A 23,032-nucleotide genomic window follows, 5' to 3' on the forward strand; every position below is an offset into this window, starting at 1 on the left:
GGGATCGATATGGAAATACGGGGATTGGCCCATAGGGGATATCCGCTGAAGTACCCGGAGAATACGATGCTGGGCTTTCGAAAAGCTTTGGAGCTGGGCTTCTCGCATCTGGAGCTGGATGTTCAGCTGACGAAGGACGATGTGCCTGTTGTGATCCATGATGCTACGGTAGACCGGACAACCAATGGAACAGGAGCTATTAACTCCTTCACATTAGAGGAAATACGCAAGCTGGATGCAGGCCAGGGGGAGGTCATTCCCACACTGGAGGAAGCACTGCGTTTTGCCAAGGATCGGATGATCGTTGATATTGAATTGAAGCAGATGGGAGATACCTACCCGGGTCTGGAGCAGAAGGTCATTGACTTGATTAAGGAAACAGGAATGGAGAAGCAAGTATTCCTGACCTCCTTCGATCATTATTCTATCGAACGGGCCCGATCCATTGATCCTGACATCGAGCTGGGCTTGGTGATCTACGGGGCGACACCGTCGGTTTTTCCTTACTTGGATGAAATCGGAGCACGATATGTGTCTGTGAAATATGTGTACGTGACTCCTGCCTTTATGGAGGAAGCACGGAAGCGAGGCATACAGCTGATTGTCTGGACGCCGGATGATGAGGCTGTGCTGGCAACTCTAGCCCAATATCCTGAGCTTCTCATCGTAACGAACAATCTTGAAGGATGGGCTAAGGTATACAAAGATAAGATTGCTATGGTCTAGAGCTAGTCTATTGTTAAGGATCTGCCCTACGTATTAAAGAGGCAGGTCCTTTTTTATATGGAAGGCTTGTATTTATGAAAATGTAGTGAAAATTTTCAGTTGACCTGCGGACAATTGTCCGTTACAATAAAAAACGCACTACCGGACAATTGTCCGTGCACACGGATTAAGGGAGGATAAGGTCTTGGATATGGGAGTGGGGCCGGGTTCGGCCAAGATTGACTTAAGTAAAATAAAGAGAGGGCCGATTGTTGCCGCCCTGATTATTGGTGCGTTCGTTTCCATCTTGAATGAAACGCTGCTGAATATCGCTTTTCCAAGTTTAATGGAGCAGTTTGGCATTGGGGAATCGACCGTGCAGTGGCTGTCAACAGCATACATGCTGGTTGTGGGCATATTAGTGCCGGTTACGGCACTGCTGCAGCTGTGGTTTACAACAAGACAGATGTTTATAGGCGCGATGACGCTGTTTCTTATTGGTACGATAGTTTGTGGTTTTTCACCGGTATTCGGTGTGCTGCTGGTAGGTCGTATTCTGCAAGCTGTCGGAACGGGGCTTATGCTTCCGGTTCTGATGAACACGATACTTAGTATTTATCCGCCACAGAATCGCGGAGCCGCGATGGGTATGATCGGTCTCGTTATTATGACCGCCCCGGCGATTGGTCCAACGCTTTCCGGCTTGATCGTGGATGCGCTGAATTGGCGCTGGTTGTTTTATATGGTGATTCCACTCGCAGCATTCTCCATTGCGTTTGCTGCGGTGTTCTTGAAGAACGTATCGGTACTTACCAAGCCGAAAGTCGATTATATCTCGATTCTTCTGTCTACCATCGGTTTCGGGGGAATTGTGTATGGATTCAGCAGTGCCGGGGAGGGCACCTGGTCTGATCCGAAAGTAGTATGGTGCATTACGGCAGGAGCCATCAGCTTGCTGCTCTTCGTATGGCGCCAACTGAAGATGGAAGAACCAATGCTGGATCTGCGCACCTTCAAATTTCCGATGTTCTCACTCGTGACGGTGCTGATGCTGGTCCTGATGATGAGTATGTTCTCCACCATGATTATGCTGCCATTGTTCCTGCAGAATGCACTTGGCCTAACAGCGCTTGCCGCAGGTCTCGTTATGATGCCGGGCGGTATCATCAACGGTCTGATGGCGCCGATTACAGGGAAGCTGTTTGATAAATTCGGACCGAGAGTTCTGATTATTCCAGGGCTTGCTCTATTGATCTTGGCAATCTTCCTGTTCTCGCGCATTGATGCTTCATGGACCGGTGGTTACGTCATCTTCCTTCATGTTATGATGATGATAGGGATTTCAATGGTCATGATGCCTGCTCAGACAACTGCCTTAAATCAACTGCCACGTCTGCTGTACCCGCATGGTACAGCGATCATGAACACGCTTCAGCAAGTAGCCGGGGCAGTAGGTATGGCACTCTTTATCAGCATCATGACAGCAGGTGCCAAAAACTACGTGACAACAACCGGGGATCTCAATCCGGTACAGAGCATGGTTGCAGGTCTTCACAATGCATTCGTCATCGGTCTCATTCTTGCAATCGTAGCCTTTGTGCTGGGCTTATTCGTGAAACGTACATCTTCACCCGTTGAAGAAGAACAGTCTGCTGCATAGGGTTCCCGTGTTTTAATTAGAAAGGGATGCGTGCATGTCGAAAGAGAATGATGAGTTGGGTCAGAAGATACTGGACACGGCCCAGGCCTTATTTGATAAATACGGAGTCGAGGACGTATCCATGCATCAGGTAGCGAAAACGGCGGGAATCGGGCAAGGTACGTTGTACCGCCGCTACCCCAGCAAGAGCAAGATTTGCTTTACGCTAATGGAAGCGAAGATCGATCGTTTTATAGAAGGGCTGGACGTATATCTGCGTGAGAGCGAAGAAGATTTGGTTGCCCGCAGGCTGCGAAAGGTTATAACGAAGGTCATTCTTCATTTCAATGAGGACTTGGAGTGGTTGAGAGTCATGCTGACCTCCGACCGATTGGAAGATACCAAGAACATTTTGTGTGAGAATCCGCCCTTCACGTACTTGCGATTACAGATTCAGCGACTGTTGGAACTTGCGGTGGAGCGTGAAGAATTGATGCCGCTTGATCCGCAGTTCACCTCTGTGATGCTGGCATCTCTGCCACGTGCCGATATTATCCTATATATGCGCGATATGGGATACAGCGCGGAGCAGATTGCGGAGGAGTATTGCAGAAGCTTTGTCGACCCGTTGTTTATTCAGCGTTAATCGCATAGCCGTTAGTCAAGGGACCGTTTTGAATAGACTGAAGAGTCTGTTTGAAACGGTCTTTTTGCATATAGTTTGCACAAGCATTTATGGATTCATTGCAACATTTAACCATATAACCCGTCAGTATAAGAGTACAGGATAATTTAAGACACCCCAGAAAGGACGATGAGCATGAACAAACAATGGAAGAAGCAAGCAGCAACTCTGATGGTAGCAGCCTTGGCTGTATCCGGCAGTGCAGCGGCATATGCAGCACCTCAAGCAGTAAGCAACCAGGAACAGAAACCGGTCGTCATATCGGCTGCGATTGATTATGCAATTTCAGTTAATGGACAGGAAGCGGCAGGCGCTGGATATATGAATACCGATGCGAAGCTGGTTATGATCCCGCTGCGAAGCGTATCGGAGGCGCTCGGATTTGATCTCAAGTGGAATCAGGAGAATCGTTCTGTCGAGTTGACAAAAGAGGGATCGCCGATCTGGACCCAGGTGCAGACGGGCAAAGATCAGTATACAGTGAACAAAATGTACAAGTCCCTTGGCGCTGCGCCGGTGAATGTAAAGGGCACGCTCTATGTCCCGGCTATCTTCTTCAGTGACGTGCTTCAGGCTAACGTATCAGTCGATGGTATGAAAGTCAGCATCACATCTGAGGATGAAGTGAAGAAGGAAAACGTAAGCGGAACAATAACAGAAATCATCAATACTGAACATCGGACAGCTATTCACATTAATGGTACTGAAACAGAAGGCATCGTATTGAATGTCGATGAGAATACGATCCTGCGCGATGCAGAAGGCCAGAAGATCGAGCTGAAGGATCTTGCGAAAGGGATGGAGATTAAAGCCGTTCACAGCTTGGCGATGACCATGAGCTTGCCGCCACAGACGTATGCGTATGAGATTCAGGTTCAATCGGACAAGGAGGAGACAGAGATGCTTGCCACTTCGGGTGCGATTGCAGACATTCAGGCAAATGGCGACAGCCTGCGTGTAACCATCAAAGGCAAAGGATTAACCGCACAGTCTCCGGATGTAGTGATTCTGAATTTGACGCCTGAGACGGTGATCGCGCATAAAGATGGCAGAGCCGTGAAGTCAAGTGAGCTCAGCAATGACGATGAGATCATTGGTTACTATAGCCCGATGCTCACCAGAAGCCTGCCGCCAATCGGCACAGCTGCAAAAATCGTTCTTCAATAAGGAATAATGGAAGAAGCCTGGCGGTACCGCCAGGCTTCTTTTTTTGCTTGCGAACGGTACAGCAGAGGTAGCACCCTCATCCTTATTAGCAGCCCATCTTGATACGGTTAAAGAGAATCCCACTAGCCCCGTTAGGAACAGGAATATTCAAGCTGCATACCGAATACTGTACAACAAAATCTTCCATAAGGGTTGGAGGGAAGCAGATGAAGCGCAGCTGGGTGAATTCGCCTTATTCTTTTTCACTGGGCATGTTTGCCATGATGGTTCCAAGTCAGGCATTCAGCTCATTCTACATCTTTTTCTACGTGGATACATTGGGTCTCGGCATCGGGTTGGCATCCTTGGCACGGACCGTATTTCTGATCTGGGATGCGGTGAACAACCCGTTGATGGGATATTGGTCTGATCGGACGAAGACCAGGCTGGGGCGGCGCAGGCCATGGGTATTCGGTGCCATTCCGTTGTTCATGCTGACCTTCGTACTCGTATTCTCGCCACCGGAAGGATTAACACAAAACGGGCTGTTTACCTGGTTTTTGGTTGCGCTTATTCTATATGAAGCTGTAGCTACGGTCTTATGGGTCAATTACGGCGCTCTCTTCCCCGAATTGTTCCGTGGAGACCGCATCCGGGCAAAGGCATCAGCGATCCAGCAGGGTTATCAGGTGGTAGCTTTGTTGATTGGTACCGCGCTTACACCAATCATCTATGACGCTCTGGGATTTTCGAATATGTCAATGCTGTATGCGCTGCTGTTCGGTGTGTTCATGTTCCTGTGTATGATGAGTGTCCAAGAACAAGAGGTGTATAGTACGAACGAGCCGCTGAGGCTCGTCCAAGCTTTCCGGCAAACGCTGCGCAATAAGAAATTCTGGGTATTCAATATCTCCAATTCATTTGCCCAGACGGTTAACGGGCTCATCAGCTCGACAATTCCCTTCTATGCAAAATACGTGCTCCATATTCCCGATAATCAAGTCTCGATTCTGCTTGCAGCCGTGTTTGTATCGGTCATACCGCTGGTATTCGTATGGTACTGGATTATCCGCAGGATGGACGGCGTGAAGGCGTGGCGCCTGTCGCTCGCGGTGTATGGCCTATCTGTCATCCCCCTCTGGTTTGGTTTTGATTTGATCAGCGGAATTCTGGCAGGCATCGGTGTCGGATTCGGTCTGGCGGGGTTCCTGGTAACGCCGGCTATGGTGAGCGGCAATATCATTGACGAGGATGCTGAGCGGACGGGTCTGCGCAGGGAAGGCATCTATACAGCCGTCAGCGGATTTATTACACGTTCCAGCGGATTGATATCCGCCCTGGCTTTTTTTGCGGTAGGCATCATCTTCGGATATGAAAGCGGTGACAATCCTGGTCGTGATCCTGAATCGACTTTCAGATATTTGATCAGTGTCGTTCCTTTATGCTTGCTGGCTATTTCCTTCCTGTTATCGTATGCAACCAAAATCGAATTTTCAAAAACTATAGGAGGCGGGCATGACCATGGAACGAAGATTGATCATCAACTGTGATGATTTTGGGCAAAGCAGGGCCATGAATGAGGCAATCCGGCATTTGTTGGAGGAGAATAAAGTCTCCTCGGCAACCATTATGACCGTAGCCCCCGGCTTTGAGGAGGCTGCCTCATGGGCCGCGCGCCGGCGCCAACCGAATGTAGGATTGCATTTGACCATGACCAGTGAATTTGAGGCTCTCAGGTGGAGCAGCTTAACCGGACATCCTTCCCTGCATGACGCAAATGGTTATCAATACCGAACAGTGGCGGAATTCGAACGGGGGGCAGAAACAGGTGCAGTGATTAAAGAGATGGAAGCGCAGTATCGGCTGGCAAGCAAGGCAGGCATTCGCATCAGTCATATCGATAATCATATGGGCAGTCTGTATGGGATGGAAACAGGGCGGAGCTTCATTCCGCAGATGCTGTGGAAGTGTTCACGGTGGCGTCTTCCGTCACGGCTATTCCGCTGCATCCATCCGGAAGACCCGCTGCTGAGCTCGCTGTCCAATATCGAGCGTCCGGTCGCGCTTGCCTCGGGACTCGCTGATACGTTCGGCGTGCCGATTCCTGACTATTTGCTTTCCCATCCGTTTCCGATTGTCGAGGGGGAGACCTACGAGACTTTCAAACAATCGCTGATTAATAAGCTGTATAGACTCCCTGAAGGGGTCAGTGAAACTTATGTCCATCCCGGAGCCGAGGATGAGTGGATGCTGGCAAATATCCCGAATTGGGAGAAGCGGGTGTGGGAGTACCGGCTGCTGTTTGATGATGATTTTGCTTACGGAATGCGGGATGCCAAGGTTATCCTGACGGATTACCGTTATGTGGAGGAGCACTTGAAGCGTCCCCGCGTGCGCTCTGCCGTTAAACTTATGAAGGTCATGACGAAAAAATAGTGATATAGGCCTATACAGAAGAACAACCCCTGCCGCGGCACCGGTAAGGGTTGTTTGTGCTTTAAGTAGGATCGGCTTGCGCCGACATGTGCTGCTCCGTATAACCTTACTTCGCTTCAGCTTCCAGCTTGGCGATCTGTTCCTTGTATTGGTCCAGCAATTCCGTCAGCGCCTTTTTGATAGAGTCGGAGTCCTTGGAATCCACCGCTTTGAAGAGGTTAATTCTGGCATGGATGAACGCCAGATCCTCATCGTTGATCTTCACTTCCAAACTTGCTGCATCACTGATCTTCACTGCCGCGAAACTTGCTGCCTCGTCTTGGATCACGTCGTATTTCACTTCACCGGACTCTGCATTCACCATTTCGGCCCTTTCCAGCGTTATGCCTTCAAGCGGCGTGATAACGTCCTTAATCTGGGTTGCTTTGAATTCCTTGATGTCCCCGCTGTCTATTAATTCCTGGATATCTTTTGCCGGAGAAGTCTTCAGAGCAACGGAAACCTCGAACTCGCCTTCAGCCACAACCGGCTTCATCTCTCCGGCAACGGCAGTTGTAGCCTCGGAGAAAAAGAATGCTCCCTCAGCTCCGGCAAGCTTGCCGTACTTCTCAAGCGTCTCCTTCCAATCCTTTACCGTTTCCGGTGTGTATTTCTCAGCCAATTCCAGCGGATTCGGCAGAATGGAAATGGTTGCAGTAGTTTTAAGAGGCGCGCTTTTGCCTGTTTGATTCGGGACGTCATTTGGGGTATCAGCACCAGAGGCATGTACGGGCAGGGCGGCTGATCCCAGCAGGGCAGCGGATAGGGCAAGTTTACCAAACAGTTTGTGTTTCATCGTATAACACTCCTTATCGGGTTGGTTGTCTTACAGTACCCAGTGTACGAGTCAGCATTGGCAGAACATTGGTATATTTGTGGAAAAATAATGGCATTCCCCTTCATCATTCCGGAGCTTGGTATACTGGGAGGAGACGAAGCTCGGAGGTACATGGATATGAATCAAAATTATCTCATCGCCGTGATTGACGATGATCAGCATATACGAAATTTGGTGGAAGCTTATTTGCGTAAGGAAGGTTATCGAACCGTGGGCCTTGGCACGGCTGAGGAAGGGTGGGAGATGTGGAGAACGAACCCGCCGGATATGTGGGTGCTGGATATTATGCTGCCCGGTATGGACGGTTTCGAATTGTGCCGGCGAATCCGTGCGGAAGCCGAGGTCCCGATCATCATGATCTCTGCCAAGGATAGCGAAGTGGATAAAATACTGGGGCTTGAGCTGGGAAGCGACGACTACATGGTCAAGCCATTCAGTCCCCGCGAGCTGGTTGCCCGAATCAAACGGCAGCTAAACCGATGGTACAAATTCAATCAGGCGGAGAGCGTTTCACGGCTTGCGGCCGCTTCCCCTGAGCTTAGCAATGGACGGCTTCAGTTAATGCTGGAGGAGCGGCGCGTGTTCTGGAACGGGGAAGAAGTGGATATGACGAACAAGGAATTCGAGATGCTAAAAGTGTTTGCCGAGCATCCGAACCGTGCGTTTACCAGGGACGAACTGCTGACCTCCGTATGGGGGGACGACTATTTTGGAAGCGACCGGGCGGTCGACCATCTCATCAAACGGCTGCGCAAGAAAGTGGAGCAGCTGCCGATCGAGGCCATATGGGGACATGGATACCGAATGAGAACGGATGGGGAGGAAACGTTGATATGAAGCTGGTGCATCAGATCAATCTTGCTTTTGCTATATCGCTTATACTCGTGCTGTCCGTGACGGCCGTCGTTATTCATTATGTGCTGCTGGATCACTTCATTGGTACGCAGCGAAAGGATATGCAGTCCATTGGAGCCGAACTATCGGCAAAGCTTGAGACGGCCGCTGCGCAGAGCGTCCCGTTCGATAGCACGCCGCTCGCTGTTAGTGGCTTTGCCGCTTCCCGGATTGCGGATGTCGAAGTCATTATTCAGGATGCTCAGGGAAATGTGGTGGCTCCTATGGCGACTGCTCCTTCCTATCCATATACGGAGATAGCCCGAAATACACCGGAATACAGGGCAACCTTCCAATCCGCGGCGAAGAGTGACATGTATCTGACAGAAGTTACCGCGGTTCCCCAAGGCACGGTAACACTGATTACGCCGGTCAGCAAGATCAAGGCCATTGAGCAGGCGCTGCTGGGGCGTTTGATGCTCGTATTTGGTGTAGGGGCCATGCTCATGGTGATCTTAAGCCTGTTCATTACCAAGAGGCTGATTAAGCCGCTCATGCATCTGCGCGAAGAATTGAAGAAGGTGAAGGAGCGCCAGTTCTCCGAAGTCCGGCGTGTGTCCGCAAGCGGGGAGATCGGTGCAGTTGCAGAGTCCGTCTACGATATGGCGGGTGAGCTGGAGCGGTACAACCATGTGCAGAAGCAATTTTTCCAGAATGCCTCCCACGAGCTGAAGTCGCCGCTCATGTCCATATCCGGCTATGCGGAGGGAATTCGGGACGGCGTATTCGAAGGGGAGGATATCCGCAGAGGGCTGGATATCATTATGAGTGAGAGCAGCCGGATGAGAAATATCGTGACCGAGATGACGCTGCTCGCTAAACTGGATAGTGAAGATGATATATTCAAGGCGACAGAAGTGAATTTGAAGGATCTCGTGGAAGAGACGATCGAAAGAGTCAATCCTCTCCTGGTGAAAAAAGGACTGTTCGTGCATCCTTGCTATGGAGATGATGAATCGTTAACGGTGTATGCCGACCGGGATAAGCTGCTGCAAGCACTGCTGAACATTGTTTCGAATGGAGCAAGGCACGCGAGCAGGCACATCTACATCCAAGCGGACATCCAGAAAAACCAAGTGGTGCTCACCGTTTCTGATGATGGCGAAGGCATATCAGAGGAGCTGCTTCCGTATTTGTTCCACCGTTTTGTGAAGGGCAAGAACGGGGACTCGGGTCTGGGCCTGGCGATTGCCCGCGCCATCGTGGAACGCTGTGGAGGGTTGATCACGGCGGGGAATCGGAAAGAGGGGGGCGCCGTCATCTCGCTGGGCTTTCCTCATTATCGAGAGGCTTCCATGGCTTAATTAACGTGTGCTAAGTCGGGTGTCCACGAACGGAACTGCCATCCAAATTGGGTAAGAGGGGGCTTTTTTGGGTATATCTCTACTTAGAGCATATACTCGGGAAGTGCCCTTTTTTCTGTGATGATTCAATAGGTTCCAATAAAACGAGTAAGATATAGAGGAATTCCAGCCGAAAAGCAGAATTCTCTATATATCCGGGCAAGCTGGATGATAACAGAGGATAAGCATGATACAAAATAATCAAAAGGCGATGGTGATGTTGTCCATGGATACGCAGTTTCGAATTGAAAAGGATTTTCTGGGGGAAAAGCAGCTGCCTGCGGAGGCCTACTACGGCATTAATACCGTCAGGGCTGTAGAGAATTTTCCGATCAGCGGGGTGCCCATTCATGCGGAGCTTATCTCTGCGCTCGGCGAAGTGAAGAAAGCCGCGGCTCTGGCGAACATGGAGCTTGGCCTGTTGCCCAAAAAGATAGGCAGTGCCATCATAGAGGCTGCCGAAGAGATCGTTTCAGGCAACCTCCGTTCCGAATTCATTGTCGATTCCATTCAAGGCGGAGCCGGCACTTCAATCAATATGAATATGAATGAGGTACTGGCGAATCGCGCACTGGAGATTATGGGAAAACAGAAGGCGGAGTACTTCTATTGTAACCCCAATAACCATGTCAATATGTCGCAATCCACCAATGACGCGATTCCTACGGCAATCCGTATTGCAGCTTACCGTCTGGCACAGGATCTGCTTGCGGTATTCCGGACCCTAGTTGCTGGTATAAAGGACAAGGCCAAGGAATTCGACGACGTGATCAAGATGGGACGTACGCATCTGCAGGACGCGGTGCCGATCCGGCTTGGCCAGGAGTTTGGGGCCTATGCCAATGTTCTCACACGTGACATCCACCGCATCGAGCGGGCAGCACAAGGCCTGTTAGTCGTCAATATGGGCGCAACGGCAGTGGGTACGGGGCTTAATGCACCGCCAGCCTATATGCATAGTGTCGTTTCGCATTTGGTTGAGCAGACAGGCTACCCGTTGAAGCAGGCAGAGGATTTAGTCGATGCTACTCAAAATACGGACGCGTATATGGAATTGTCAGCTGCGCTTAAGGTATGTGCAGTGAACTTCTCAAAAATATGCAATGATATCCGGCTCATGGCTTCCGGGCCGCGAGCGGGCTTGAACGAGTTGAATTTACCTGCGAGACAGCCGGGCTCATCAATTATGCCGGGCAAGGTTAATCCGGTTATGGCTGAGGTTATGAACCAGGTATCCTTCCAGGTCATCGGCAATGATCATACGATCAGCTTGGCGTGTGAAGCTGGACAATTCGAGCTGAATGTCATGGTTCCGGTTGCTGCCAACAATTTAATGCATTCTCTCAAAATCCTGAAGAACGGCATGGATGTATTCTATAAGAATCTGATGGTCGATCTTCAAGCGAATAAGGAACGCTGTAAGCATTTTGTAGATACAAGCTACGGCATCATTACAGCACTGAACCCGCATCTGGGCTATGATGTGGCCTCAAGGTTGGTCAAGGAAGCGCAGAGGACAGGTCTTGGGATCAAGGAGATCATTCTGGAGCAGGGACTTCTGACAGCAGAACAGATACAGGTTATCCTCGATCCGTATCATATGACTTCCCCAGGCATCGCGGGAGAAGAGTTTTTATTGAATCAATAGCCAGCGAGCAGCTATGATGTGAATTTAATACCTCTAATTAGAGTCGACCAAGAAGAAATCCTTGGGCCGGCTCTTTTTTTGCCAATAGGTCCCGAATCGTTTCTAACAGTCGCAGGCTCTATTTTCCGATAAAAGTGTTAGAATGAACATGGCACTATATAAGAGATATGGCAGTATGATAAAAAGGGGCATGTGATTTTGGACAATCGATTTGGTGCAATAACCGATCAGGAGATCATTCGGCAGGCGAAACAGCATTGTATAGACAAGGGGATGACCCCGGAGCTTATTCCAACACATACTCACCAATTGGATCATGAAACATTGGCCGCAAGGCGTGAAAAATATAAAGAATACATCGAAGTCATACAAGTATTCGTGAATAAGTTCCTAACCTCCGGGTCAGGAAATCCGGTTGTAATTACGATTACGGATCATGAAGGATACATTCTGGATCAAGCTGGCGACCCCACCATCATAGAAACAGCAAGGTTTTTGGGCATCATTGACGGGATGGGCTACTCGCAGGAGGACGGTCCAAGCTCGATCCATTTATGCCTCCAGTATAAGCGGCCTTTTACGTTAATAGGGGAAGATCATTTCCACCAGATTCTTCACCGTATGGCGTGTTACTCGGCACCTTTTCACAATGAGGACGGGACCGAGATTATCGGAACGATTTCTTTAATGACCCATAAGGAGTATGCTCACCCTCATCTGTATGCTTTACTCTGCACTATGGCTGATTCTCTGGAACGGGAAATTGTGACTCGCAAGCAGAACACACAGCTGCAAACATTGAATCAGGTGCTGCTCAGAACCAATCATTACGGCGTGATTATTACGGACGCAAAGGGCCGGATTCTGGAGTTGAACCAGCACAGTCTAAGACTGTTGTACCCCGAAGGCAGCGACAAGGACCGGGACAAGTACGTAAACCGATCTGTATTCGATTTGAAACCGATTGGTGAATATTATGAACGTGTGATATATGAGCAGGAGATCTGTATCGGTAAGGAGCTTTCGTTTGAGATATCGGGAAGCTTGAACCATTATATCCTCGATGTTCAGCCCGCCTATGACCGGGAGGGGAGACTCATGCGGGTCGTAGGTTCTCTTCGCGATATTACGGAGATGAAACGAACAGAGGAAGTGCTGAGGAATACGGAGAAGCTGGTATTTGCCGGCCAGGTTGCGGTAAGCATCGCCCATGAAGTGCGGAATCCGCTGACGACGGTAAAGGGTATGCTGCAGCTAGCCAATAAGGAAGTTTGCCTTCGACATTATGATTTGATCATGTCAGAGCTGGAGCGGGCAAATCTGATGGTCGGGGAATTCATGATATTGGGTAAGCCCCAGGCCGCCATTTTTAAGCTTGAGGATTGCGGTGAAATATTGCAAGAGGCACTTCACTTGTTTATGATTCAGGCGAAGCTCAGCGAAATTGAAATCACGCAACACTTGGCTGAGTCTGCCACGATCTTGTGTGACCGGAATCAAGTCAAGCAAGTGTTCCTTAATATTTTGAAAAATGCGATGGAAGCCCTGCTTCAGGGCGGAAATATTCATGTTCTTCTGGATGTGCATGAAGGATATCAACGCGTGACCTTTACCGATAACGGCTCCGGCATGACGGAGGAAGTTCTTCGGCGGATCGGGGAGCCCTTTCATACTACCAAGCCGGACGGCAATGGCCTGGGCATTATGATTGTTCAGCGGATCATGGAGAGCCATCAGGGTAAAATGAACATCCGCAGCGAAATAGGGCGCGGAACCACTGTCGAAATCATGCTGCCCATACCAATATGTAGAAATGAAAACTCTGTTTAATAGAAACAGCGCTGAGCATGTCAGCGCTGTTTTTTGTCGTGCTATTGTTTTACGAAAAATGCCCGTTCGTGCGGTAGCGCCGCCTCGCGATTCATCTGGATGCAGAGCTACCGCATACTGCCAGCCTTATAACCGGTTCCAAGCAGTTCATTGACATTGTGCGTGGTCACATAGGCATGTTTATCTACTCCACAAATCAGTTGTCAGAACCGTCAGTCCCCCGGACATCGCCGTTGTAACGTTCTGCAATGCTCAATGTTCGACACGATAGCGAACTTATGGAGGGGTTTCACTTGCCAAATTTCCGATAGCGGGTATGATTTAGGTATCCGTGCCGGCTGCCATTCAGGGCTTCACGGAAAATGGTAATGATGGGAGTGAGGGAATCATGGCAGAACAGAGCCGGCCCCTTGTCCAGCAAATACGTATCGGGATTATCGGAACCTCGACGATCGTTGATAAGATCATGAAGGGGATTGAAGCTTTCCCTTCCTTCGATGCACTGCCGTTGGTTTATCGGAATGAAGAGGAAGCACCCGCCTTGGCTGAGCAGATCGGAAGCGAAGTTGAAGTATTACTCCTCTCGGATCCGTTATCACAGCGCAAAGTGAAGGAGCTTGGCAAGGTTGCAATCCCAGTTCATCATGTACCCGTTACGGACGCGGGTTTATATAAAGCACTATTTCATGCGGGACTGCAGGAAAGGCTAGATGGAGGCATATCGGTGGATACCTTGACGGAGACGATGGTAGTCCGGACTCTGAAGGATTTAGACATCCCTGGTATGCAGGCTGCCGTTTATGATGGACCCGCCTATGCTCCTAAAGAAAGCCTGATTACTTTTCATCGGCAACAGTATGAATCCGGGGCAAGCTCTGTTGCATTTACAGGTGTGGAATCTGTATCTCAAGAGCTGACACGGCTGGGGATCCCTAACGAATGGCTGCTGCCATCGGACCAGGATATTGTGGTATCCCTGGAGCGGGCGCTGTTGTCTACAGCCTCCCGCAGAAGCAGGGAAGCCCAAATTGTGGTTGGGATGATGAATATGGATGATTTTGGCACCCAGGCGCTCAGACGAAACAGTGAGCATGAGGTGCAGAAGTTGAAGCTGGATATTCACCGGATGGTGCTGGATTATGTGGAATCGCTGGATGGCTACCTGACCCATCTGGGCGGTGATGAATATCTGTTCTTCACGACCAGGGGGATCTTCGAGCGGGAAACGGGCGGCTATAAAACGATACCACTCGCCAAGGATTTGAACAAAACCCATGGAATATCGCTGAGTATCGGCATGGGGTTTGGTCAGTCGGCCAGTATGGCGGGAACCAATGCTCGCATTGCGATGCGCAAAGCCAAGGAGGTTGGCGGCAATGCCTGTTTTATCGTCCGGGAAGACGGCACGCTGATCGGGCCGCTGGAAATGGCTGATCCTGTGCAGGAGGTCCTTTCCTTTACGGATGCGGAGCTGATCAAGCGGGCTGAGGATGCGGGAATGACCAGTGCCTACTTAAGCAAGCTGTTGAATCAGCGTGCCCGTTCCGGCAAATATGAGTACAAGGTTCATGAGCTCGCTCACCTGCTGGATATTACCGTCCGCAGCGCGCATCGGCTGCTTCAGCTGTGGACCGACAATGGTCTGGTCGAGATTTCGGGAATCGAGAAGGTGCCGCGGGGCAGACCAAGGCAAATCTTTAGATTCGTCTTTTTGGAATAGGATCAGGACAGTGAGGTGATAATGGAATGAATAGATTCAAGACTAAGCTTTCCCGGTTTGAGAAAATCATCATCAGCACGCTGTTAGGACTGTCAGCCTCTCTTATCATTGCATTCTTCGTGCTACGATATATTGTACTTAATGTTTCGTTTGCTCCCTGAGAAGGGGGCATTTTTTTTGCTGTTTTAGCCTGGCAGGCTTCATGTTTCCGCAGACAGTGTTGAAGCGGATGCAGCAGCAGCGCCGTACATTTAAAGACTATTTAAAGATTTGTCTTTATATCAAAACCGACCGTATGATGAAGAGGAATCATCAATCCGAGGAGGTAGCGTATGAATCAGAAGATCCTTCATATAACAAAAAAACCGCCGGTTATTTGCCATGATCCGCATCCTCATTCTGTCATTCCAATCCATGAAGATTACATGAACTGGATATATGAGAACTATATTCAACTCAGTTCCTTCAAGAATATTACCGATAGAGTGAATTTGACATGGATTGAATACATATTCCTGAATGATTATTACCATAATAATCCGTTTGTCGAAGTCGAGATTTTATCTGAAGGAATTGTAACGGAATCCATCGTAGAATTGATCATTGACCATATCAATCAGCATCAATATATCGGTATTTGTGTAGACCGTTTCTATATTCAAGAACATGTGAATTACAAGCTTGATCATCTCCCGCACGGTTTGTTGATATATGGTTATGATTTAGATCGACAAGTGTTCTATGCGGCAGATTTTTTTAAAAGAATTTATTCATGTAAAGAAATACCTATAAATCAACTCGTAGAAGGGTATACTGCCGCTACGAATGAACCCAAGGTCATGAAGTTTAGTTACAAGGACAACGTAAAATATGAACTGAACGTTCAGTGCGTTTTTCAAGCGTTGGAAGATTATTATACGTCGAATGATTATCATATGAAGGTGGAATATTCATTGCAGCCGAGTATTCCAAAAACATTTGGTTTAGACACCTACAGGGTGTTGAAGCAGCTCTATGAGGTGACGGCGATTGAAATGATACGATTGGATATCCGTCCTCTTCATACACTTTATGAGCATAAGAAAAGGATGACCAGCTTATTAGAACATCTGTCCAGAGCTGGAATGGTAGAGATCGATCCTAACTGGATCCAAGGCTATAAGGAGCTGTTGAGAACATCCGAAAGCATAAGAAACTTATTTATAAAATGTGAACTTACGAGGGACCAGCAGTATTTAGCCAGAATTATTCAATGGCTTGAATGGCTTTCAGAACGGGAAAGAGGTATTTTGGATCCGATGCTTAACCGATACACGAGCATTTCCTAGGCTGAAAGGAAAGACTTCATACATCAGGGACAAGGACTCTTTGTGAGTGCCAGATGTCCCTTTTTTTCGTCCATGTCTCTTATTATGTAAAGCAGTTATTAGAGTCCAATGCCAAATTACAACTGTAATTATATGGAATAAAAGGCTCAGCTCTTTGTTTTATGAAATTCCTCTAAGATTTTATGAATTTCTATCAGTTTAGCATTTTCCACAGGCAATGAACCCTTGATACATAAGGGTTTTTTGTGTTTTCTTATGTTTTTATTCAAAAATGAACAGATTGTTGAAAACGCTTTATTTACAGCGCCTAAAGCCGTACTTATACTTTGGGGAAATCAAGTCAGTCACAAAAAAGGAATGATGAAAGGGAGGCATACAAGGGGATGATCGTGGATTAGATTAGGGGTCAAAGGGGAATTTTTGCAGGGAAAGAAAGTGCCTTTGTTTACGAAAAGAGATAACGTTTCAACTAATGATTTGATCGATTTTGTATGGAATGGTTCTCACTACTAACTTTCAGAATTAGAGGGAGGAAAAGAAATGTCGAAGAAACTCTTCAGTTTGGTCGTTATATTCACGATGGTCTTCTCTGTACTGGCAGCATGCGGAGGGGGCGGTAAAAATAATGGAGCCTCGAGTGGCGGCAATAATGATGGTGACACGAATACGGGCGGAAACAATGGCACCTCTACCGAAGTAGCAACAGCTGATTATGGCGATACAGGCGGTCTGAAGCTTCCGATCGTTGATGAGCCGGTTACTTTAACCTGGATGCATTCCGGGAACGCGACGATTACAGATGAAATGCTGGTTGTAAAGGAAATTGAAAAGCGTACAGGAGTTAAAGTGAAATTTCAGACCTACTCTCCTCAAACTTATGAAGACAAGCTGAGAGCGACGGTTGCTTCGGGCAAGCTCCCGGATATCTTTAACGGCTTGAAGGCTGCCGAGTTGAAGGATATCGGCAAGCAGAAAGGGGTCGTAGCTATTACCGATTATGCGGATATGCTGCCGAACTTCTCAAAGCTTTATTTGGAAGAGAATCCTTGGGTGCTTAAGTCCTATGGGGATCAGGAAGGCAATCTGTATACATGGCCGATCTACCAGTTGAATCGCGACGTTAACCATGGATTTATGTATCGTAAAGATATTTTCGACAAGCACGGCATTAAACCTTGGACGAATACGGAAGAATTCTATGAAGCTTTGACAAAGCTAAAAGAGCTCTATCCGGACAGCTACCCATACGCTTCCAAAAACACGGAGTATATTTTCAGAGACTGGGCATACGGATGGGGAATTAGCGGGGATAACTACCCGACTTACTATGATGAAAGCGATGGAACCTGGAAATTTGCCGCTGTGCAGGATGCTCATAAAGAGATGCTTGATTTCATGAAGAAGCTTTATGCTGAAAAATTGCTTGATCCTGAATTCTTGACAGATACACAGGAGTCTTGGACGACGAAGATGACAACGGATAAAGCGTTCGTTACATGGGATTGGATCGGCAGATTGGAATTGTTCCCAAATCAAGTGAAGGAAACGATGCCGGAGTATGATTTAAGATATGCGCTTCCGATCGGTCCTACAGAGAACGTAAAATCCTTGCCAGAAGTCAGTGACTTCAGTCTTGCCGTTGCGAACAATAAAAACAAAGAAGTGGCTTTGAAGCTGCTCGATTACTTGACGAGTCCATCCGGAGCAGATTTGATGACACTCGGCGTAGAAGGCGTAAACTTCGAATGGGGTGAAGACGGATATCCGGTATATCCTGAATTGAAGGATCTGCCTATCGTAGATATCAGTGTTCTTGAAGATCGTTACGGAATGTGGCAGGAAGGCGCGTATTTGAGACCGAACCGCAAGAGCGTTTATTTCAAATATTCCGAAAGAGAGCAGGAAGCTCAAGATATGATCATGAGCGAAGACCGCAGGGAAGCACGGGATCCGATTCTGAACTTTACGGATGAAGAAATTAAGGCTTTGTCTGAACTGCAAACCTCTCTGCAAAAAGCGGCAGAAGAGTTCAATTCCAAATATGTATTAGATAAGAATTATGGCGACAAGCAGTGGGAAGATTGGAAGGCCAAGGCTGCCAAAGCGGGCGTTGATAAAATGCTTGAAATCTTCAACGCAGCGCAACAAAGATATGACGCTGAATAATTAGAAACGAATTGTAACGGTGCCAGGCGCCCAGAGATTTACTTTCTGGGTGCCTATCATTAAATAGGAGGGAAAGAATGTGCAACAACCAAGTGTCGAGACTGGCAAACTACGCACAAAGAAACCGCTCGATTCCCGTTTCGCCGCTGCGCTTAAGCACATCCGGCGGGATCGACAGCTGCTCTTACTCTTTATTCCATGTGTTTTGTTCTATGTTATATTCCGTTACGGACCTCTATATGGACTGGTTATTGCCTTCAAGGACTACAGTGTGTTTCAGGGGGTATTGGGAAGTGAATGGGTAGGACTGGAGCACTTCCAGAAATTTTTTAGCAATCAAGACTTTTGGATGCTGTTCAGAAATACGTTCCTGCTCGGCTTTTTTACACTGATATTTGGCTTTCCATTTCCGATTATTTTGGCGGTACTGCTTAATGAAGTCCGGGTCAAATGGTTTAAAAAATCCATTCAAACCTTTAGTTATTTGCCTGCATTTTTATCAGTTGTAATCATCTCTAGTATGATCATTGACTTTTTGTCCCCTACCAATGGGCTGATTAATCAATTTATTTCCTTTTTAGGCTTTGAGAAAAAGTACTTCCTCGTAGATCCGAACTGGTTCAGACCGATTTATGTCATTTCTGAAATATGGGCGACGATGGGGTATCAGGCCATTATTTATTTGGCGGCTATTGCCGGTATTAATCCGACCTTGTATGAAGCGGCCAAAGTGGATGGTGCGAACCGATGGCATATGATGAGAAACATTACGATTCCAGGACTGATGCCTACAGTGATTGTCATGTTTATTTTGAACACAGGCAACATGTTCCGTATCGGTTATGAAAAAGTATTGCTGCTCTACAATCCATTAACCTACGATGTGGCCGATGTATTCTCCACCTATGTTTATCGGAAAGGGTTGCTGGAATCAAGTTACAGCTATGCTGCGGCCGTAGGGATGTTTGAATCAGCAGTGGCACTGGTCATGCTTCTGGGAGCGAATCAGTTAAGTAAGAGGATGGGAGGCAGCGGTTTATGGTAGGAAAACGCAAACTATCGATATTTAGCATACTGAATACAATCCTTTTGATCGGGGTTGCGATTGCCACGCTATATCCGGTCTGGTATATCACCGTCATTTCTTTCAGCGATACCGTTTCTGTACTGCAGGGCAAAGTGTTTTTATGGCCTAAAGGCTTCAATTTTGATGCCTATGTACAAGTGCTGAAGGATAGTAAAATTCCAAGAGCTTATTTGAATACGATCTATTATACCGCTTTGGGCACCTTTATCAATTTGCTGTTTACAGCGGTTGCAGCTTATCCTCTCGCACAAAGGGACTTTTTCGGGCGTAAATTCTGGATGCTTGGGATCATACTGACGATGTTCCTGAATGCAGGAATTATCCCTACTTACATGATCGTACAGAATTTGGGATTGATCGATACGGTATGGGCATTAGTTCTGCCGAACGCTATATGGACTTTTGAATTAATTATTCTGAAAAGTTTTTATGAGAATATGTCTTCTCAGATCAGAGAGGCGGCAAAAATCGACGGTGCTTCGGAATACCGTATTTTGTTCAGTATCGTCATTCCGCTTTCCAAGCCAGCACTGGCATCCATCGGATTATTTTATTTTATGGGACACTGGAACAGCTTCTTCCTGCCGCTCATCTATCTGAATGACAAAGATATGTTTCCTTTGCAAATCGTTCTGCGAGATATGTTGATCTTTAACTCGGAGTCAGATTCAGCCTTGGTGGATAGAGCTGCACTGGCACCTCAAGCGATGAAAAACGCCACGATTGTATTATCGATGATTCCGGTGCTGCTCATCTATCCGTTTGCTCAGAAATATTTTGCCCAGGGCGTTATGTTAGGTTCTGAGAAAGGGTAATGCCCAAACGCGCACAATTAGTTGGGAAATATGTCATGAATTCAATGAGGGGCACGGGGTAAGAAAACGGTGAATGCTCTGCTATATAACAATGTCATAGCATACAGTTTACGGTAATATTTGACAAAAAATATAAGATGTTTTACGATATGCTGAGGCATACGGGTAACGGCTCGGCAGAAAGCAAATCTTAGTAACAACTAGAGATGGACTTTCTGCTTCATGGGCTGCCCATCATAGCGATTCCCCTACCTCTGCATGAAAAAGTCCAGCTTTTTTCAACAACTCCACATCGTTCACACCGAATATTTTTCAGGGAATCAGGATTCCTCAGCATTCACGACAACCTTCAAGAATTCACTTTGATGTATCTCCTAACGATTATAGTAAAACAGTCCATAAACTATTTGGAGTGTGATGTCATGGAGAAAGCACTTCCTGTTACTTACCCCGCAATTGATGCATACAACAACACTGCCAATGTGCTTTCTATTATTCAGGGAGACGACCGAGTCGCAGAATGGCTCCACAGTCATTTTATTCAGTTGTACCATGATAAGTCTTTCAAGGACGGCTTCACATTAAGCTTTTATGCCCCTTACTTGATCAAAACATGTCCATGGCTGGATACTCAAATCATTCATAAAAGAATCATGGAAAAGGGTTGGAGTGACATCACTTCCTTTTTAATCGATTGTATCGATTCGGGCTGTTATGTGATTTTGCTCGTAGACCAGTATTATATCCCCAATTCCGTCTATTATCAGAAATCACACCGTCCTCATGAATTGTTTGTATACGGCTATCATTTGGAGAACGAGGAGTTTTATATCTCTGATAATTTCGCAAGCGGAAAATATAAAAGACTTGCATGCTCGTTTGAGGACATGAAAACAGCCTATACTAACCTCTCAGCTGAACTGGAATTAAATTACAATAATTATGACGGAATGATGCTGGTTCTGTCGAAAAAAGAGTTGGCAAAGCCAATTCCTTTTCATCCGCAGCTGGTAATTTCTCAATTGGAAGATTACTTGCACGCTAAAGATTCCTCTGATGCCGATCAGACGCTTTATGCTCACAACAAACCGGATTGGAATTATGGACTGCAGTGCTACAGTAATCTGATCAGGTACGTGGGCCATGTATGTGATGGTCAAGAATACTTGGATATACGCCCATTTCACGTTATCTATCTTCATAAAAAGCAGATGTATTCCAGAATACAATTTATGCAAACAAAAGTTGATTTGCTGAGTGGCGAAGACTTAAAATCTCGTTTTTCCGAACTGGAGAGAACGAGCTTAATTAATAGAAATTTGGCGATGAAATATAACTTCTCGAAGAATCCCGATCTGAAAAAAGACATGATTGACCATTTGGAAGCGATGGTGAGTATGGAGAAGTTGATCATTCCCCAGCTTATCGAACAAATCAAGCTCGGTTTTAAATTGAAAGAGGGAGGGAAAGGATATGCTGTTCGTTAATAAAGCCTTCTTCACTTCTGGGAATTTGGAACGGGTTCAGCGTCACATTTCCCAGATGCTCTCCGGTAGCCAAATCACAGGTCATATCATCGCAGCGGCATTGAGAGATCCGATCGAAATCATCGCTTTGGTGAAGGAGGTCATTCATGCTGGCGGCTCCATTCTGCTCATGAATGGAGATACACCGAGGGAACAAGCAGCACAATCAGCGCAAGAGGCTGGCTGCCATGCCTTATTTCACGGCTCTTTTCAAGAGGGACCTTACATGCTGAATGGCAGAGCACACATAGATATTCCTTCTCTCTTTCAATTTAGTTCTGGCACGACAGGGAAGCCCAAGATGATCAGAAGAGCTTGGAGCCATGTGGAGAGGGAGATTGCAAATTATAATGAGGCTTTACAATCCGATTCAGCGGAACAACCGATCGTGCTTGTTCCGGTCTCTCATTCCTTCGGGTTAATTACAGGTGTTCTTTCGGCCCTCGAGCGAGGGGCGGCTCCGATTGTGGTAACGGATAAGAATCCAAAGTTCGCGGCCCATCTGATCCAGACCACACCGACCTCGATTGTATATGCAGTTCCGTACTTATTCCACATTTTGCATTCCATCACGAAAAACAGCATTTCATTCCACAAGGTAGTAAGCTCAGGGGCACCGTTAACAGGGGCTCTTTTTGAAAAAATGAAAAGCTGCACACAGCATGTTTATCAGCAGTACGGTTGCTCGGAGCTGGGATGCATTTCCATCGGATCAGATCCCTCATCGCATGCGGATGTAGGAACACCTCTGAAGCATCTAAAGGTGGAGGCGGAAGGCAGCGAGAAGGAGCCGGGGGAAATTGTCGTTACGATGGACGAGTATACCGTTCACACACACGATGCGGGCTGGAAGAATGCTGAGGGAAGATTGCATATGGCAGGACGAATGGATGATCTGATCAATGTTACAGGCTTGAAAGTCATACCGTACGAGGTAGAACAGGTTCTGTTCAGCGTAGATGGAGTGGAAGAAGCCGTGGTGTATAAGACGCGCCATAAGGTTTGGGGTGAAGCGGTGAAAGCGATGGTCACAGCTACGTCTAGTCTTTCCCCGGAAATGTTGAAGCAGCGATGTATGGAGCGACTGCCCAGCCACAAAGTTCCAAGCACGATTGTTGTGGTGAATGAAATCCCTAAAACTGCTGCCGGAAAAGTTAGCCGAAAGTTGTTGTCTGAACACTATTAAT

Annotated in this window: 18 protein-coding genes; 17 read left to right on the forward strand and 1 reads right to left on the reverse strand. The window is 47.4% G+C overall.

Translation table 11 applies throughout. The features are described 5' to 3' along the window. The first annotated feature begins 9 nt into the window (after nucleotides 1-9). The 6 genes from ABEQ74_RS24065 (at nucleotide 10) to ABEQ74_RS24090 (ending at nucleotide 6,611) form a co-directional block, all read left to right on the forward strand. Nucleotides 10-726, forward strand: coding sequence for a glycerophosphodiester phosphodiesterase (locus ABEQ74_RS24065; protein ID WP_430124733.1), 717 nt, complete (start codon nucleotides 10-12; stop codon nucleotides 724-726). 190 nt (nucleotides 727-916) lie between these two features. Continuing rightward, the gene (locus ABEQ74_RS24070; RefSeq protein ID WP_430124921.1) at nucleotides 917-2,365 is read left to right on the forward strand and encodes an MDR family MFS transporter; all 1,449 of its coding nucleotides are present in this window, start codon (nucleotides 917-919) and stop codon (nucleotides 2,363-2,365) included. A gap of 34 nt (nucleotides 2,366-2,399) precedes the next feature. After that, complete coding sequence (locus tag ABEQ74_RS24075; RefSeq protein WP_430124735.1) at nucleotides 2,400-2,990, forward strand: TetR/AcrR family transcriptional regulator; 591 nt, start codon at nucleotides 2,400-2,402, stop codon at nucleotides 2,988-2,990. Between the two features lie 174 nt (nucleotides 2,991-3,164). Next, the gene (locus ABEQ74_RS24080) at nucleotides 3,165-4,196 is read left to right on the forward strand and encodes a copper amine oxidase N-terminal domain-containing protein (protein ID WP_430124736.1); all 1,032 of its coding nucleotides are present in this window, start codon (nucleotides 3,165-3,167) and stop codon (nucleotides 4,194-4,196) included. Between the two features lie 206 nt (nucleotides 4,197-4,402). Next, nucleotides 4,403-5,725, forward strand: a complete 1,323-nt coding sequence (locus ABEQ74_RS24085) for an MFS transporter (protein WP_430124737.1) — start codon at nucleotides 4,403-4,405, stop codon at nucleotides 5,723-5,725. Continuing rightward, a complete protein-coding gene (locus ABEQ74_RS24090) occupies nucleotides 5,697-6,611 on the forward strand; it encodes a polysaccharide deacetylase family protein (protein ID WP_430124738.1) in 915 nt (304 codons plus the stop codon). Before ABEQ74_RS24085 ends, ABEQ74_RS24090 begins: the two co-directional genes overlap by 29 nt. Nucleotides 6,612-6,717: 106 nt before the next feature. Here the strand turns inward: ABEQ74_RS24090 and ABEQ74_RS24095 are convergent, their stop codons facing one another. Then, nucleotides 6,718-7,446: a hypothetical protein gene (locus tag ABEQ74_RS24095; RefSeq protein ID WP_430124739.1), complete on the reverse strand. Its 729-nt coding sequence runs from the start codon at nucleotides 7,444-7,446 to the stop codon at nucleotides 6,718-6,720. Nucleotides 7,447-7,605: 159 nt separating this feature from the next. Here ABEQ74_RS24095 and ABEQ74_RS24100 point away from each other — a divergent pair, with 159 nt between their 5' ends. The 11 genes from ABEQ74_RS24100 to ABEQ74_RS24150 all read left to right on the forward strand — a co-directional run bounded on the left by ABEQ74_RS24100 (nucleotide 7,606) and on the right by ABEQ74_RS24150 (nucleotide 23,031). Next, the gene (locus ABEQ74_RS24100; protein ID WP_430124740.1) at nucleotides 7,606-8,325 is read left to right on the forward strand and encodes a response regulator transcription factor; all 720 of its coding nucleotides are present in this window, start codon (nucleotides 7,606-7,608) and stop codon (nucleotides 8,323-8,325) included. Continuing rightward, nucleotides 8,322-9,686, forward strand: coding sequence for a sensor histidine kinase (locus tag ABEQ74_RS24105; protein ID WP_430124741.1), 1,365 nt, complete (start codon nucleotides 8,322-8,324; stop codon nucleotides 9,684-9,686). The genes ABEQ74_RS24100 and ABEQ74_RS24105 overlap by 4 nt, the downstream gene beginning before the upstream one ends. Before the next feature lie 265 nt (nucleotides 9,687-9,951). Further along, the gene (locus tag ABEQ74_RS24110) at nucleotides 9,952-11,373 is read left to right on the forward strand and encodes an aspartate ammonia-lyase (protein ID WP_430124922.1); all 1,422 of its coding nucleotides are present in this window, start codon (nucleotides 9,952-9,954) and stop codon (nucleotides 11,371-11,373) included. Between the two features lie 192 nt (nucleotides 11,374-11,565). Further along, nucleotides 11,566-13,203: an ATP-binding protein gene (locus ABEQ74_RS24115; protein WP_430124743.1), complete on the forward strand. Its 1,638-nt coding sequence runs from the start codon at nucleotides 11,566-11,568 to the stop codon at nucleotides 13,201-13,203. Nucleotides 13,204-13,591: 388 nt separating this feature from the next. Continuing rightward, a complete protein-coding gene (locus ABEQ74_RS24120; protein WP_430124744.1) occupies nucleotides 13,592-14,923 on the forward strand; it encodes a hypothetical protein in 1,332 nt (443 codons plus the stop codon). A gap of 332 nt (nucleotides 14,924-15,255) precedes the next feature. Beyond that, a complete protein-coding gene (locus ABEQ74_RS24125) occupies nucleotides 15,256-16,251 on the forward strand; it encodes a hypothetical protein (protein ID WP_430124745.1) in 996 nt (331 codons plus the stop codon). A gap of 540 nt (nucleotides 16,252-16,791) precedes the next feature. Next, the gene (locus ABEQ74_RS24130; protein ID WP_430124746.1) at nucleotides 16,792-18,417 is read left to right on the forward strand and encodes an extracellular solute-binding protein; all 1,626 of its coding nucleotides are present in this window, start codon (nucleotides 16,792-16,794) and stop codon (nucleotides 18,415-18,417) included. A 79-nt stretch (nucleotides 18,418-18,496) separates the two neighbouring features. Continuing rightward, nucleotides 18,497-19,462: an ABC transporter permease gene (locus ABEQ74_RS24135; protein ID WP_430124747.1), complete on the forward strand. Its 966-nt coding sequence runs from the start codon at nucleotides 18,497-18,499 to the stop codon at nucleotides 19,460-19,462. Further along, on the forward strand, nucleotides 19,456-20,319 hold the full coding sequence (locus ABEQ74_RS24140; RefSeq protein ID WP_430124748.1) for a carbohydrate ABC transporter permease: 864 nt from the start codon (nucleotides 19,456-19,458) through the stop codon (nucleotides 20,317-20,319). Before ABEQ74_RS24135 ends, ABEQ74_RS24140 begins: the two co-directional genes overlap by 7 nt. Nucleotides 20,320-20,741: 422 nt before the next feature. Then, on the forward strand, nucleotides 20,742-21,806 hold the full coding sequence (locus ABEQ74_RS24145) for a BtrH N-terminal domain-containing protein (RefSeq protein WP_430124749.1): 1,065 nt from the start codon (nucleotides 20,742-20,744) through the stop codon (nucleotides 21,804-21,806). Then, nucleotides 21,793-23,031, forward strand: coding sequence for an AMP-binding protein (locus tag ABEQ74_RS24150; protein WP_430124750.1), 1,239 nt, complete (start codon nucleotides 21,793-21,795; stop codon nucleotides 23,029-23,031). Before ABEQ74_RS24145 ends, ABEQ74_RS24150 begins: the two co-directional genes overlap by 14 nt. Nucleotide 23,032 lies beyond the last annotated feature (1 nt).

This window comes from Paenibacillus solani, assembly GCF_050475945.1.
Taxonomy (GTDB): domain Bacteria; phylum Bacillota; class Bacilli; order Paenibacillales; family Paenibacillaceae; genus Paenibacillus_AQ; species Paenibacillus_AQ solani_A.

Coding starts and splice junctions, on each gene's coding strand:
- ABEQ74_RS24120 (WP_430124744.1), top strand. CDS start 13,592: ATGGCAGAACAGAGCCGGCCCCTTGTCCAGCAAATACGTATCGGGATT.
- ABEQ74_RS24105 (WP_430124741.1), top strand. CDS start 8,322: ATGAAGCTGGTGCATCAGATCAATCTTGCTTTTGCTATATCGCTTATA.
- ABEQ74_RS24140 (WP_430124748.1), top strand. CDS start 19,456: ATGGTAGGAAAACGCAAACTATCGATATTTAGCATACTGAATACAATC.
- ABEQ74_RS24125 (WP_430124745.1), top strand. CDS start 15,256: ATGAATCAGAAGATCCTTCATATAACAAAAAAACCGCCGGTTATTTGC.
- ABEQ74_RS24075 (WP_430124735.1), top strand. CDS start 2,400: ATGTCGAAAGAGAATGATGAGTTGGGTCAGAAGATACTGGACACGGCC.
- ABEQ74_RS24150 (WP_430124750.1), top strand. CDS start 21,793: ATGCTGTTCGTTAATAAAGCCTTCTTCACTTCTGGGAATTTGGAACGG.
- ABEQ74_RS24070 (WP_430124921.1), top strand. CDS start 917: ATGGGAGTGGGGCCGGGTTCGGCCAAGATTGACTTAAGTAAAATAAAG.
- ABEQ74_RS24065 (WP_430124733.1), top strand. CDS start 10: ATGGAAATACGGGGATTGGCCCATAGGGGATATCCGCTGAAGTACCCG.
- ABEQ74_RS24110 (WP_430124922.1), top strand. CDS start 9,952: ATGGATACGCAGTTTCGAATTGAAAAGGATTTTCTGGGGGAAAAGCAG.
- ABEQ74_RS24095 (WP_430124739.1), bottom strand. CDS start 7,446: ATGAAACACAAACTGTTTGGTAAACTTGCCCTATCCGCTGCCCTGCTG.
- ABEQ74_RS24085 (WP_430124737.1), top strand. CDS start 4,403: ATGAAGCGCAGCTGGGTGAATTCGCCTTATTCTTTTTCACTGGGCATG.
- ABEQ74_RS24080 (WP_430124736.1), top strand. CDS start 3,165: ATGAACAAACAATGGAAGAAGCAAGCAGCAACTCTGATGGTAGCAGCC.
- ABEQ74_RS24130 (WP_430124746.1), top strand. CDS start 16,792: ATGTCGAAGAAACTCTTCAGTTTGGTCGTTATATTCACGATGGTCTTC.
- ABEQ74_RS24145 (WP_430124749.1), top strand. CDS start 20,742: ATGGAGAAAGCACTTCCTGTTACTTACCCCGCAATTGATGCATACAAC.
- ABEQ74_RS24090 (WP_430124738.1), top strand. CDS start 5,697: ATGGAACGAAGATTGATCATCAACTGTGATGATTTTGGGCAAAGCAGG.
- ABEQ74_RS24100 (WP_430124740.1), top strand. CDS start 7,606: ATGAATCAAAATTATCTCATCGCCGTGATTGACGATGATCAGCATATA.